Genomic DNA, 13,303 nt, shown 5'->3' with positions numbered 1-13,303 from the left:
GTGCAATACGACGAGCATAAACTGGTCGAGTACTTTGCCGACGCCCCTGCGGGCGTCGGTTTTTCAGACCTTGACCTCAATAACATTCCGCACCATATCTCATGCATCATGGACGGCAACGGTCGTTGGGCCACGTCGCGCGGTCTTGCACGCACTGAGGGCCACAAGGCGGGTATCGTCTCGCTGCGCGAGATCATTACCGCCTGCGTGCGCCTGGGCGTCGACGTGCTTTCGGCCTATGCGTTTTCTACCGAAAACTGGAACCGCCCGCAGCATGAGGTCAACGTCTTGATGCACCTGTTTGCCAAGACGTTCATCGACGAGTTGCCGCTTCTGAAGCGCGAAAACGTGCGCGTTGTCTTTTTGGGTGATATTTCCGCGCTGCCCAAGAAGACCCGCGACGTTTTTGAACGCGGTCTTGCTGAGTGCGCCGATCACACCGGTATGACGCTGGCGCTTGCCGTCAACTACGGCGCGCGTGCCGAGATTACTCGCGCTGTCCGTCAGATCGCACTCGACGTTGCCGCCGGTAAGATCGACCCTGCCGCAATTGATGACGACATGGTGGCTTCTCACCTCTATACTGCCGGTCTTCCCGATCCTGAGCTTGTGATTCGCACCTCTGGTGAGCTGCGCCTTTCGAACTATCTGCTGTGGCAGGTGGCTTATTCCGAGTTCTACGTCACCGATACCTATTGGCCCGATTTTGATCGTTGGGGCCTTGTCGACGCCATTTTGGCCTATCAGGGCCGTGACCGTAGGTTTGGTGGACTGAGCAAGACCGAGGAGGCTTAATCGTGTCCAATCGTCCCAAGGCATCTTCTCCCAAGACGCCTGCGCGCAAAGCTGCCACTTCGGGAGCGCCTGCAGCGAAGAGCGGCACCGGTTCGTGGCTGGCGGGCTTTATTACCCGTGCCGCCGCCGGTATCGTCTACGCCGTTGTCTTTATCTTGTGCTTGGTTTTGGGTATTGTGCCCACGGCCATCTTTGTTTCTGTCATGAGCGGTCTGTGCTGCTATGAGTTTTTCCGTATGACGAGGCTCGATGGCAAGATGGCTAACGAGCGCATGGGTATCGCTGCCGCCGTACTCTTTCCGCTGTCGGCGTTGGGCGATTCGATGTTGCTGAATACCCTGCTTTTTGCCCTGATGCTCGCTGTGGGCATTTGGTATGTCTGGTCGCCGCGTACCCGCATCTCTGATGTGGCCGTGACGCTCATGGGTCCCATCTACACTGGCTTTATGCTGTCGGCTATCGTGCTGCTGCGCGATGCCGTGCCCGGTTTTGCCGGCGCCCTGCTTTCGGTGGGCGTTTGTGCGTCCCTTTGGGTCTCCGATTCGTTTGCCTACATCGTGGGCAGCCGTATCGGTAAACACAAGATGGTCCCCAAGATCTCTCCCAAAAAGAGCTGGGAGGGGTTTGTTGGCGGCATTCTTGGCTCGGTTTTGATTTGGCTCATCCTGTGGGCGACGCACTTCTACAAGCTCAGCCTGCCCTATGCGCTGCTGTGCGGCGTGGTCGTGTCCGTCCTGGGCGTTATCGGCGACCTCATCGAGTCGCGCATCAAGCGCGGTGTGGGCGTCAAGGATTCCGGCAACCTTATCCCGGGCCATGGCGGCATGCTCGATCGTAGCGATTCGCTTATCTTTGGCTGCATTACCGCGCAGCTGCTTTTGATGATCGGAGGCGTGCTGTAATGTCCTTCCAGACGACGTATGGCCCCGATGGACGTCTCCGTGTTGCCATCCTGGGTTGTACGGGCTCTATCGGCACCCAGGCGCTCGATGTGTGCCGCCAGCATGCCGATCGCCTGCAGGTGACGGCGCTGTCCGTTAACTCCAGTACCTCCGAGCTCGTTGCCGCTGCCCGCGAGTTCTCGGTTCCGGCGGTTGCCGTGGCCGATGTCGCTCATGGCGATGACGCCGTGCTGCAGGAGTTGCCCGAGGGAACGAAGCTCGGCGTTGGCGCGCAGGCGGTTTGCGAGCTCGCGTGTCGCGACGATGTCGACTGCGTGCTCGTCGCTATTGTGGGCGCCGCCGGTCTCGAGGCGAGCCATGCGGCCTTGACCTCGAATAAGCGTCTTGCCCTTGCCAACAAGGAGTCCCTCGTCGTCGGCGGCGACTTGCTTATGCCGTTGGCGCAACCGGGCCAGCTTATTCCAGTCGACTCTGAGCACTCCGCCATCTACCAGTGCTATCTGGGGGAGAACCCACGCGAGGCTCATTGTATTTGGCTCACCTGCTCGGGCGGTCCGTTCTTTGGCCGCACCCGCGACGAGCTCAATCGCGTGACGCGTGCCGATGCCCTCGCACATCCCACGTGGGCCATGGGCGCCAAGATCACCATCGACTCCGCCACCCTCATGAACAAGGGCCTGGAGCGCATTGAGGCCATGCATCTGTTTAACTGCGACCTCGATTTCATTAACGTGGTCGTGCAGCGTCAGTCCAAGATTCACTCTATGGTCGAGTTTGCCGACGGCTCCGTGATGGCGCATCTCGGTGCTTCCGACATGCGTATTCCCATCCAGTTCGCGTTCTCGTATCCCGAGCGTTGGGATACCCCGGCGCCTCGTATCGATTTCCGCGAGCTGGGGCAGCTCACGTTTGATGCTGCCGACATGGATACCTTCCGCTGTCTGGCACTGGCCGAGCGTGCCGGCAAGACGGGTGGCACCATGCCGTGCGTGCTCAATGCCGCCAACGAGGTCGCCGTCGATGCCTTCCTGCACGATGGCTGCAGCTTTACCGATATCGATCGCATTGTGGAATCCTGCATGGATGCCCACGATATGCAGGCGGTCGATTCGTTTGAGCAGCTTCGCGACATCGATGCGTGGGCGCGTGAAAAGGCTGCGCAGGTACTCGCCGCAACCCGTTCCTAACCCATAAGGATTGCTTTTTCGTTTTATGGATACTGTTCTGAGCGTTCTCTCATCGGTCTTTTGGGGCCTGCTGATGCTTTCCGTCCTCGTGTTTTTGCACGAGGGCGGCCACTTTTTGGCGGCGCGTGCCTGCGGCGTCCGTGTGACCGAGTTCTTTTTGGGCCTGCCGTGCCGCTTTGACATCCATTACACGTCGCGTCGCATTGGAACCAAGTTTGGCGTGACCCCGCTGCTGCTGGGTGGCTACGCTGCCATCTGCGGTATGGATCCGACCGATGTCTCCTGCGCCGATCGCGTGCTCGCGGCTATCTACCGTCATGGTCGCGTGACCGTGGCCGACCTTGCTGTCGAGCTCGAGCTTTCCGAGGAGGATGTGCTCGAGGCTTGTGCTCTGTTGCTGGGCTGGGGCTCCATCGCTCCCTGGTATGAGGAAGGGGAGAAACCCTCGCCGAGCTACTATCCCACCAAGTATCAGACGCTGCCGCGAGACGCGGCGGGTTACACCACCTTTGACGGCCGCCGGTTCGATCGAGAGCATGCGACTGCCGAGGGCGATGTGTGGGAGCTGCCGTGCGGCGAGGCTGATTTCTTGGCGCAAGAGCGCTCGCACACTTATCTTGGCCAGGGCTTTCTCAAGCGCGCCTTTATGCTGCTCGCGGGCATTCTCGTCAATATCCTGACGGGTTTTTTGCTGCTTATGAGCATCTATTCCATTGCGGGCGTCACCGTGCCGATCGATACCAACGTGATCGGTCAGGTTGACGAGGGGTCTATTGCCGCCAAGGCGGGTATCGAGGCTGGTGATGCGATCCTTTCGGTTGACGGTGTATCGTGCTCCACATGGATGAACGTTTACGATGCCATCGGCAAGGCCGCCGGTAAGGACGATATCGCCATCGAGTACGAGCGTGACGGCAAGCAGCATTCGACCACGGTTGCGCTCAAAGAGGACGAGCGCCTAGGTGTGTATGCCTCTACGCAGGTAGTCCGTTTGGACCCCATCACCTCGGCGCGTCTGTCATTCTCCTATGTTGTGCAGACCGCGGAGGGCGTGATGCGCCTGCTCCAGCCGCAGCATACGATGGAGATTCTCGATCAGTCTTCTTCGATCGTGGGTATTAGCGTTATGTCCTCACAGGCTGCTGCTGCCGGCCCCGTAACGTTCCTGTCGTTTGCAGCGCTCATCTCATTCTCGCTGGGCTTTATGAACTTGCTGCCCATTCCGCCGCTCGACGGGGGAAAGCTGGTTATCGAGATCATCCAAATGGTCGCCGGTCGCGAGCTGCCACTCAAGGTGCAGACAATCGTCAGCTATGTCGGCATCGCGCTCTTTGCGCTGCTGTTTGTTTATATGCTTCGTTCCGACGTCCTTCGATTTATTTTGTAGGGGAGTGTTTGGATTGTCTTTATCCCATCCTTTGCCGCGCGAGCTGACGCGCCCCGTATATGTGGGCGGCGTGCAGATCGGTGGTGGCGCGCCGGTGGTGGTTCAGTCCATGACCTGCACCGATACCGCCGACGCCCAGGCAACGCTTGCGCAAGTGCGTGCGCTTGCCCAGGCGGGTTGCGATGTTGTTCGCGTGAGCGTGCCTACCGAGGCTGCGCTCGAGGGCTTTCGCACGATTTGTGCCGAGTCTCCGGTGCCAATCGTCGCCGATATCCACTTTAACCATAAGCTTGCCATCGGCGCCGTCGAGGCCGGTGCCGCCAAGCTGCGCATCAACCCCGGCAATATCGGCGATTGGGCCAAGGTTGACGCTGTCATCGATGCCGCGGGTGCCGCGGGCTGCGCGATTCGCATTGGCGTGAACGCGGGCTCGCTTGAGCAAGATATTGCCGAGCGCGACAATCTTTCGCAGCCCGAAAAGCTCGTGATGTCGAGCGAGCGTTTCGTCAAGCATTTTGAAGACCGCGGCTTTACGAACATCGTGCTTTCGGCTAAGGCCCATAGCGTGCAAACGACGCTTGATACCTATCGAGCCCTGTCGCGTGAGATTCCCCACGTTCCGCTTCACCTGGGCGTAACCGAGGCGGGTACCAAGCTTCAGGGCACCATTAAGAGCTCGGTGGGCCTTGGTATTCTGCTGTCTGAGGGTATCGGTGACACCATGCGCGTCTCGCTCACGGCCGATCCGGTCGAGGAGCCGCCGGTCGCCTGGGGTATCCTGCAGTCCCTTGGCCTGCGCCGCCGTGGTCCCGAGATCGTCTCGTGTCCCACGTGCGCTCGTTGCCAGGTCAACCTCATTCCCATCGCCGAGGAGGTTACCGAGCGACTGAAGAACTATTCCGCGCCGCTTTCCATCGCCGTGATGGGATGTGCCGTTAATGGCCCCGGTGAGGCTTCTGATGCCGACCTGGGCGTTGCTTGCGGACGTGGTCAGGCCTTGCTCTTTTCGCATGGCCAGATCATTGGTAAAGTAGCTGAGGACCAAATTGTCGACGCGCTTATGGCAGAGGTCGACAAACTTATTGAGGAGAAATAAATGACCCGAGCAATGTATATGTCTAAGCTCTATGCGCCGACGCTTAAAGAGGATCCGGCGGACGCTGAGCTCGCCAGCCACCGCCTGCTGCTCCGTGCCGGCATGATCCGCAAGGAGGCCGCCGGTCTGTATTCCTACCTGCCGCTCGCATGGCGCTCGATTCGCAAGATCGAGAACATCGTGCGCGACGAGATGGATGCCGCCGGTGCCCAGGAGCTCATGATGCCCATTATGGTCGACGCTGAGCTATGGCGCGAGTCCGGCCGCATCGACGCCTATGGCAAGGAACTCGTGCGCTTCGATGACCGCCACGGCCGCGAGTTCGTGCTGGGCCCCACGCACGAGGAGACCGTGACCGCCCTGGTTCGCAATGAGCTGCGTTCCTACAAGCAACTGCCCGTTAACCTCTACCACATCCAGGACAAGTTCCGCGACGAGTTCCGTCCCCGCTTTGGCCTGATGCGCGGTCGCGAGTTCATCATGAAGGACGCCTACAGCTTCTCTGCCACGCAGGAGAGTCTGCAGGAGGAGTACGACAAGATGAAGCAGGCCTACGCCAACATCTGCGAGCGCTGCTACATCAAGGCTCTGCCCGTAGTCGCCGACTCCGGCGAGATCGGTGGCGACACCTCCGTCGAGTACATGGCTTTGGCCGACGCCGGTGAGGCCTCGCTCGTCTACTGCGACGAGTGCGGCTTTGCTGCCGATGACGAGGCCGCAAGTACCAAGGTCGTTGTGACCGAGGGTCCTGGCGACGGTACGCTTACCAAGGTCGAGACTCCGGGTATGGGCACCATCGAGGCCGTTGCAAAGTTCTTCGGCTTCCCCGAGAACGGCACGCGCAAGTCGCTGGCACTCATCGACGCTGAGGGCAAGCCTGTCGTGGCCATCGTTCCGGGCGATCATGAACTCAACGACTGCAAGGCCGAGCATGTTTTTGGCAAGGGCTATCGCATGATGACCGACGATGAGCTTCAGGCGAACGGCCTGCACAAGGGCTTTATCGGACCGGTCAACCTGCCCGAGGGCATCCGTCTGGTGTGCGACGAGAGCCTGCGCGAGTCCAAGCAGTGGGCCTGCGGTGCCAACGAAGTCGATTATCACTTTACCGGTGCCTGCCCCGAGCGCGACTTTACCGTCGACGAGTGGGCCGACCTGGTCACCGTCGTTGCCGGCGATCCCTGCCCGCACTGCGGCAAGCCGCTCTCTGCTGCTCGCGGCATCGAGGTTTCTCAGGTCTTCCAGCTGGGCACCAAGTATTCCGAGGCCATGGGTGCCACCTTTATGGACGAGGACGGCAAGGAGAAGCCGCTGATCATGGGCTGCTACGGCGTTGGTGTGTCCCGCTCGCTCGCTGCCGTCGTGGAGCAGCACAACGACGAGCACGGCATCGTCTGGCCGGTCTCCGTTGCCCCGTACGAGGTTGCGGTGATTCCGCTCGACCCCAAGAAGGAGGAGTGCGCTTCCGTCTGCGAGCAGATCGTTGATGGCCTGTGCGCCGAGGGTATCGAGGTCGTCGTCGACGATCGCGATGAGCGTCCCGGCTTTAAGTTTGCCGACAACGACCTTATGGGCTTCCCGTATCAGGTGGTGCTCGGCAAGCGTGGCCTTAAGAACGGCACCGTCGAGCTCAAGGACCGTGCCACGGGCGAGCGCGAGGACGTGGCGATCGACGAGGTCGTCACCAAGGTTGCCGAGCTTGTGAAGGCGGCACGCCGTTAATCGGCGATTTCGCTTGTAGTTCGATATACGGGACGGCCCCTGCATTTCTCCAGATCGGGGAGATGCAGGGGCCGTCCTTTTATCTTGTCGGCACGCTCAAGTGCTAAAAGGAAACCCCGCAGCCCATGCGAGCTGCGGGGTTTTCCTTTGTGCCTCCGATGCGAAATGAATCGCTCAGATATTACTGATAATCGACGACGTCGATCCAGTTCTTCAGGAACTCATCGTTCACGTTGCGCTTACGAGCGAGCTCGGAAGCGGCGACGATGCTCGTCCACTGACGCACGACCTGCATGGGCATGTCGGCGCGGTCGCAGTAGAGCTCCAGGTAGGCCTCGGCCTGGTCTTTGCTGTTGAGAGCAAAGAGCAGGTAGGTGGTGGCAACGTCGGCAGCAGGGGAGCCCTGGGTGGCGTGTGCCCAGTCGCACACATAGAGCTGGCCGTCGTCGCCGACGATGACGTTGGAGGGGTTGAAGTCGCCGTGGCAGACCTTGAACTCCTTGGTCATGCCGTCCAGACGCTCCTGAAGGTTGTAGCGCGTGGTGGCATTGAGCTGATCAAGGCTGTCGATCATGCGGGCGAACTTGTCGCGCTGACGGTTGAGCAGCGGGGAGGTGTAGCCGTGGATCTCGATCTGGAGGTCGACGAACATCTCGAGGTACTCACCAAAGCGCTGGGGCTCGGCAGTCATCTTCTCGGCAAGGGTGGTGCCCGGAACCTTCTCGGTCACGAGCGCCCAGCCGTTGGCGTTCTCGAGCTGGGAAACCTCGAGAGCCTTGGGGCTGCGGATGCCGCACTCATTGATGCGGGCAAGATTCAAAGCCTCGTTGAACACGTCGGAGACAGGCTTGGTCTCGTTAAAGACCTTGACGATCTTGTCGCCCAGGTCGTAAACGACCTTGTTGCCACGGCGGACGAGCTCGGTCTTGGAATCGGGTAGCAGCATGGTTGCATCCTTTCAACGATGCGATAGAAGCGACGGCGGGGGTGTGTGAAACACCCGTGCACCCCCGCCGTTAAAAACCGTGCTAAAACTAGCAGACGGCGTAGTCCTGGGGCTCGCGGCCGTAGTAGGCGTCCAGGTAGAGCTCCTTGATCTCGCTCATGAGCGGGTAGCGCGGGTTAGCGCCGGTGCACTGGTCGTTGAATGCCTGCTCGGTCATCTCGTCGAGGGTGTCGAGGAAGTACTGCTCGTCAACACCGTAGTCGGCGATGGTCTTCTTGACGCCGATGAAGTCCTTGAGCTCCTCGAGCTTCGTGATGAAGTTCTCGAAGACCTCCTTGTCGTCCTTGCCCTCGATGCCGCAGTACTTGGCCATCTCGGCGTAGTTGTGCAGCGCGTTGGGGTAAGGATACTGGGAGAACGTGCCCATCTTGACGGGAGCCTCGGCGGCGTTGTAGCGCATGACGCGGGTCAGGATGACGGCGTTGGCGAGGCCGTGGGGCAGGTGATGGAAGGCGCCGAGCTTGTGGGCCATGGAGTGGTTGAGGCCCAGGAAGGCGTTGGCGAAGGCCATACCGGCCATGCAGGAGGCGTTGTGCATCTCCTCGCGGGCATGCGGGTCCTTGGCGCCGTTCGTGAAGCTGGAGGGCAGGTTCTCGAAGACGAGCTTAGCAGCGCGCTCGGAGAGGCCCTTGGTGTAGTCGGAAGCCATGATGGAGACATAGGACTCGATGGCGTGGGTCATGACGTCGATGCCGGAGGCAGCGGTCAGGCCGCGCGGGGCGGTCATGCAGTTGTCGGCGTCGACGATAGCCATGTTGGGGAGCAGCGCGTAGTCGGCGAGCGGCCACTTGATGCCGGTCTCCTTGTCGGTGATGATGGCGAACGGCGTGCACTCGGAGCCGGTACCCGAAGAGGTCGGGACGGCGACGAAGTAGGCCTTCTTGCCCATCTCGGGGAAGGTGAAGATACGCTTGCGGATGTCCATGAAGTCCATGGCCATGTCCTCAAACTTGCACTCGGGGTGCTCGTACATCATCCACATGATCTTGCCGGCGTCCATAGCGGAGCCACCGCCGACGGCGATGATGACGTCCGGCTCAAAGAGAGCCATCTGCTTGGCGCCGCGACGTGCGCACTGCAGCGACGGATCGGGCTCGACGTCGTAGAAGCAGTCGTGGGCGATGCCCATCTCATCGAGCTTGGCCTCGATGGCGCGGGTGTTGCCATTCTTGAAGAGGAACTGGTCGGTGACGATGAAGGCGCGCTTCTTGCCCATGACGTTGCCCAGCTCGTCGAGGGCGACGGGCGTGGAACCCTTCTTGAAGTAGACCTTCTCGGGAGCGCGGAACCACAGCATGTTCTCACGGCGCTCGGCCACAGTCTTAACGTTGATCAAGTGCTTCACCCCAACGTTCTCGGAGACGGAGTTGCCGCCCCAGGAGCCGCAGCCCAGGGTCAGAGACGGCTTCATGCCAAAGTTGTACAGGTCACCGATGCCGCCGTGCGAGGACGGGGTGTTGATGACGATACGGCAGGCCTTCATGACGTGCTCGAACAGGCTGATCTTCTCGGCCTGGGCGGGGTGCACGTACAGAGAGGCGGTGTGGCCCGGGCCACCGGCGAGCACCAGGTGCTCGGCCTTGTCGACGGCCTCCTGGAAGTCCTTGGCGTGGTACATGGCCAGGACCGGGGAGAGCTTCTCGTGGGAGAACTCCTCCTTGGCGGGGTCGGTGGAGGTGACCTCGGCGATCAGGATCTTGGTCTTGGCGGGAACCTCGATGCCGGCGAGCTCGGCGATCTTGGCGGCAGCCATGCCGGGGATGCGGTGATCGAGGGCGCCGTTCTTGAACATGGCGGCACGCAGGGCCTCCATCTCGGCACCCTGCTTGACGAAGTAGCAGCCGCGCTTCTGGAACTCGGCCTTGACCTGGTCATAGATGGTGTCGATGACGGTCACGGACTGCTCGGAAGCGCAGATCATGCCGTTGTCGAAGGTCTTGGAGTGGATGATGGAGTTGACGGCGAGCAGCACGTCGGCGGTGTCGTCGATGACGACCGGGGTGTTACCGGCGCCAACGCCCAGGGCGGGCTTGCCCGAGGAGTAAGCGGCCTTGACCATGCCCGGGCCACCGGTGGCGAGGATGATGTCGACGTCGCGCATGACCATGTTGGTCAGCTCGATGGAGGGGACATCGACCCAGCCGATGATGCCCTCGGGGGCGCCGGCCTTGACGGCGGCGTCAAGCACGAGCTTGGCGGCGGCGATGGTGCATTTTGCGGCTGCCGGGTGCGGGGAGATGATGATGGCGTTGCGGGTCTTCAGGCTGATCAGCGTCTTGAAGATCGCGGTGGAGGTGGGGTTGGTCGTCGGGATGACGGCGCCCACGATGCCGATGGGCTCGGCGATCTTGGTGATGCCGTAAGCCTCGTCGCGCTCCAGGACACCACAGGTCTTGGTGTTCTTGTAAGCGTTGTAGATGTACTCTGCGGCGTAGTGGTTCTTGATGACCTTGTCCTCAAGAACGCCGCGGCCGGTCTCCTCGATGGCCATCTTCGCCAACGGGATACGAGCCTTGTTGGCGGCCATGGCGGCCTCATAGAAGATCTTGTCGACCTGCTCCTGCGTGTACGTAGCAAAAAGCGCCTGGGCCTCTCGCATCTGAGCGAGCTTAGCCTCAAGCGCCTCTACGTTGTCCACAATTGCGGGAGTAGTGTTTTCCGGTGACTTTTTCACCATTTGTGTCTCCTTGCGATCGGAGATTTACCCTACAAGATGCATGATAGCAAGAAATAATTCGGTGAACGGTCAGATTCCTGTAAAAGACAAACTAAAACGCTTCAATCAAATGAACCGTTTCAACTAAAACTATGCCCAATGCATCGCCCCGCTCATTGGGGACAGACTTACATGAGTGCTTCCACTCATTGGGGACAGACATCGATTTGCCATTTTGCCGTTCTGGGCCTGTTTTTGCCGCTCATTGGATATAAATAGATCACAGGCTCAGCATTTCGCGTTCCTTCTCTCCTTTTAGGTGTTGCCTGTTCAGTTTTGAAAGGAGAGATTTATGCCTCGATGCGCCCGTGCCGTTTCGCTCACCGGCTATTACCACGTCTTTGACCGTGGCAACTCCAAACAGATTATTTTTGAAGATGACTCTGACCGCTATCGTTTCTTATCGGATATCTCGGACAGGTTTGCGCGCCATGACGTGGCAGTGTTGGCTTGGTGCCTTATGGACAACCACTTCCATTTGATGGTTGATGACCCATATGACAACCTTTCAAAGGCAATGCAGTGCGCACTGACGGCGTATGCTAAGTATTTCAATGGGAAAACGGGAAGAACGGGCCATCTGTTTGACAATCGCTATTCGCGTGTTGCGGTTGAGTCAGACACACAGGCGGTGCAGCTACTCGATTATATCCATCTCAATCCTGTGAAAGGTGCGATCGACTCTCTCGAAGCATACCGCTGGTCAAGCTTTAGGGCATACCAGCTGGGCTATGATCCCTTTGACATCTGTGATGCGGCCCCTATGCTCGATATTGTCGGAGGCTCCCGTTGCTATTGCGAGCATCTCAAGGAAGTTGCCGGGCGCATCTGGTCAGTTGAGGCTCTTCCACGCCGACGGATCCACGATGAGGATGCCCTTTCCGTTGCGCGCGAAGTCCTGCCGAGCATAGATCCTGCGCTGCTCAAGGCCCTGCCTCGTCCCGAACGCGATGCCTGCCTGCTGAGGCTCAGGCGGGCGCATCTCACGGTCAAGCAAATTTCCCGTATCACCGGCATCGGCGCCACGAGCGTGACCAAGGCAACTGCAGGCTGGAAGGATGCAGCGTGAGGCAGGGGCCGGAGCCAGTCGGTGTGCCGCTTGCGTGCGACATGTCTGTCCCCAATGCGTGAAAACATTCATGTAAGTCTGTCCCTAATGAGTGCAAAAAGGCGCCCTCCGTAGGGGAGGGCGCCTTTGGTAAGTTCTATATGAACGCGAGGTCTTTGACCCGGAGAGTCCGAGGTACTTGTTGGTAAGACCTTATTTAGGAGCGCGCAACCTTGCCAGACTTGAGGCAGGTGGAGCAAACGTTCATCTTGCGACGGTGACCATCGACGACGACGTAGACGCGCTGGATGTTGGGGCGGAACTTACGGTTGGTGACGCGGTGAGAGTGGCTGATGGAGCGACCGGCAACGGGGTGCTTACCGCAAACTTCGCAAACTTTGGACATAACTGACCCTCCTTGGGCGACAAACGAACATGTCGCGTTAACAAACAAGCCTGAACTATAGCACAGAAGCAGCTCCCTGTGCGTAATCTACACAGAGATATTCCTCTTTTGGCGATAGTGCTCACGCCACGGCCCTGGACGTAGATCCGATTTGCGTGCAGCAGAGAGGATTATGCCAGCTCGTGCGTGTGTTTTCAAGCTCGTCCCACAAATATATATAGGTTTATTGAGCATTGAGCTCCGTTTACGGATTGCTCTGTATTAATGCTCGCAATTAAGCTCGAGGTTGGCTACACTATCCCATGACCATTAAAGGGGTACGAGATACCCACATGGAATTACATAGCTGCCAAAGAGCAGCCCTTCCTGTGGGTGTCTGGTCCGCTTTAAGCGGTCGGGCATCTATTTTTTTTGACTGTGTCAGCAGTCAAGACATGTGAGGAAGGAGATCGATGGGCACGACTTCCCCCAAGGCGGTCATCATGGACGAGACCGCCGTCAATCGAGCGATGACCCGCATCGCGCACGAGATTCTCGAGCGCAACGAGGGCTGTGAAGACCTCGCTCTGGTCGGCATCGTCACGCGCGGCGACCTTCTGGCAAAGAAGCTCGCCGAGGAGATCAAGGAGATCGAGGGCGTCGACGTTCCGCTCGGCAGCCTCGACATCAGCTTCTACCGCGATGACTACGCGACCAATTTCGCTCCCGCGATCCACGCTACCAACATTCCCTTCAGCGTCGACGGCAAGCGCGTCGTGCTGTTGGACGACATCCTGTATACGGGCCGTACCATCCGCGCCGCTCTCGACGCCGTCATGGACCTGGGCCGTCCGAGCCGCATTGAGCTGGCAGTCCTCGTTGACCGCGGCCACCGCGAGCTCCCCATCTCGCCGGACTTTGTCGGCAAGAACGTTCCCTCGTCGCATGAGGAGAACGTGCACCTATATATGAAGGAAGTCGACGGCCACACCGCTGTCGAGATTAATGACGTCGCGCCGGGTTCCCACGTGGGCTCCGCGCCGCTGGGAGGTGAGTAGT

General features: G+C 59.5%; 11 protein-coding genes. 8 read left to right on the top strand and 3 right to left on the bottom strand.

Features of this window, described 5'->3' with window-relative positions:
* The 6 genes from AAAX59_RS00445 to AAAX59_RS00420 are packed head-to-tail and all read left to right on the top strand — an operon-like array spanning window position 1 to window position 7,089.
* Window positions 1-795 (top strand): isoprenyl transferase, encoded by a 795-nt coding sequence (locus tag AAAX59_RS00445; protein WP_055285137.1) that lies wholly within the window; start codon window positions 1-3, stop codon window positions 793-795.
* A 2-nt stretch (window positions 796-797) separates the two neighbouring features.
* Complete coding sequence (locus AAAX59_RS00440) at window positions 798-1,697, top strand: phosphatidate cytidylyltransferase (protein ID WP_349069956.1); 900 nt, start codon at window positions 798-800, stop codon at window positions 1,695-1,697.
* A complete protein-coding gene (gene dxr, locus AAAX59_RS00435) occupies window positions 1,697-2,884 on the top strand; it encodes a 1-deoxy-D-xylulose-5-phosphate reductoisomerase (RefSeq protein ID WP_195363556.1) in 1,188 nt (395 codons plus the stop codon). Before AAAX59_RS00440 ends, dxr begins: the two co-directional genes overlap by 1 nt.
* Window positions 2,885-2,909: 25 nt before the next feature.
* Window positions 2,910-4,271, top strand: coding sequence for a M50 family metallopeptidase (locus AAAX59_RS00430; RefSeq protein WP_349069953.1), 1,362 nt, complete (start codon window positions 2,910-2,912; stop codon window positions 4,269-4,271).
* Between the two features lie 13 nt (window positions 4,272-4,284).
* The gene (ispG, locus tag AAAX59_RS00425) at window positions 4,285-5,367 is read left to right on the top strand and encodes a flavodoxin-dependent (E)-4-hydroxy-3-methylbut-2-enyl-diphosphate synthase (protein ID WP_349069951.1); all 1,083 of its coding nucleotides are present in this window, start codon (window positions 4,285-4,287) and stop codon (window positions 5,365-5,367) included.
* Window positions 5,368-7,089, top strand: coding sequence for a proline--tRNA ligase (locus AAAX59_RS00420; RefSeq protein ID WP_349069949.1), 1,722 nt, complete (start codon window positions 5,368-5,370; stop codon window positions 7,087-7,089). It begins immediately after the preceding gene.
* A gap of 181 nt (window positions 7,090-7,270) precedes the next feature.
* Here AAAX59_RS00420 and AAAX59_RS00415 read toward each other — a convergent pair whose 3' ends face one another.
* Together AAAX59_RS00415 and adhE are read right to left on the bottom strand one after the other, a co-directional pair.
* Window positions 7,271-8,035, bottom strand: coding sequence for an aminoglycoside phosphotransferase family protein (locus AAAX59_RS00415; RefSeq protein WP_006236119.1), 765 nt, complete (start codon window positions 8,033-8,035; stop codon window positions 7,271-7,273).
* A gap of 88 nt (window positions 8,036-8,123) precedes the next feature.
* A complete protein-coding gene (gene adhE, locus AAAX59_RS00410; protein ID WP_117797767.1) occupies window positions 8,124-10,772 on the bottom strand; it encodes a bifunctional acetaldehyde-CoA/alcohol dehydrogenase in 2,649 nt (882 codons plus the stop codon).
* A gap of 331 nt (window positions 10,773-11,103) precedes the next feature.
* Between adhE and AAAX59_RS00405 the strand changes: the two genes are divergently transcribed.
* On the top strand, window positions 11,104-11,880 hold the full coding sequence (locus tag AAAX59_RS00405) for a transposase (RefSeq protein WP_349069947.1): 777 nt from the start codon (window positions 11,104-11,106) through the stop codon (window positions 11,878-11,880).
* Window positions 11,881-12,076: 196 nt separating this feature from the next.
* Here AAAX59_RS00405 and rpmB read toward each other — a convergent pair whose 3' ends face one another.
* The gene (gene rpmB / locus AAAX59_RS00400) at window positions 12,077-12,265 is read right to left on the bottom strand and encodes a 50S ribosomal protein L28 (protein ID WP_022094725.1); all 189 of its coding nucleotides are present in this window, start codon (window positions 12,263-12,265) and stop codon (window positions 12,077-12,079) included.
* A gap of 452 nt (window positions 12,266-12,717) precedes the next feature.
* Between rpmB and pyrR the strand changes: the two genes are divergently transcribed.
* On the top strand, window positions 12,718-13,302 hold the full coding sequence (gene pyrR, locus AAAX59_RS00395) for a bifunctional pyr operon transcriptional regulator/uracil phosphoribosyltransferase PyrR (RefSeq protein WP_349069945.1): 585 nt from the start codon (window positions 12,718-12,720) through the stop codon (window positions 13,300-13,302).
* Window position 13,303 lies beyond the last annotated feature (1 nt).

The organism is Collinsella sp. CLA-ER-H2, from assembly GCF_040092405.1.
In the GTDB taxonomy this organism is placed as follows: Bacteria; Actinomycetota; Coriobacteriia; order Coriobacteriales; family Coriobacteriaceae; genus Collinsella.
This window is presented reverse-complemented; position numbering and strand designations above follow the sequence as displayed.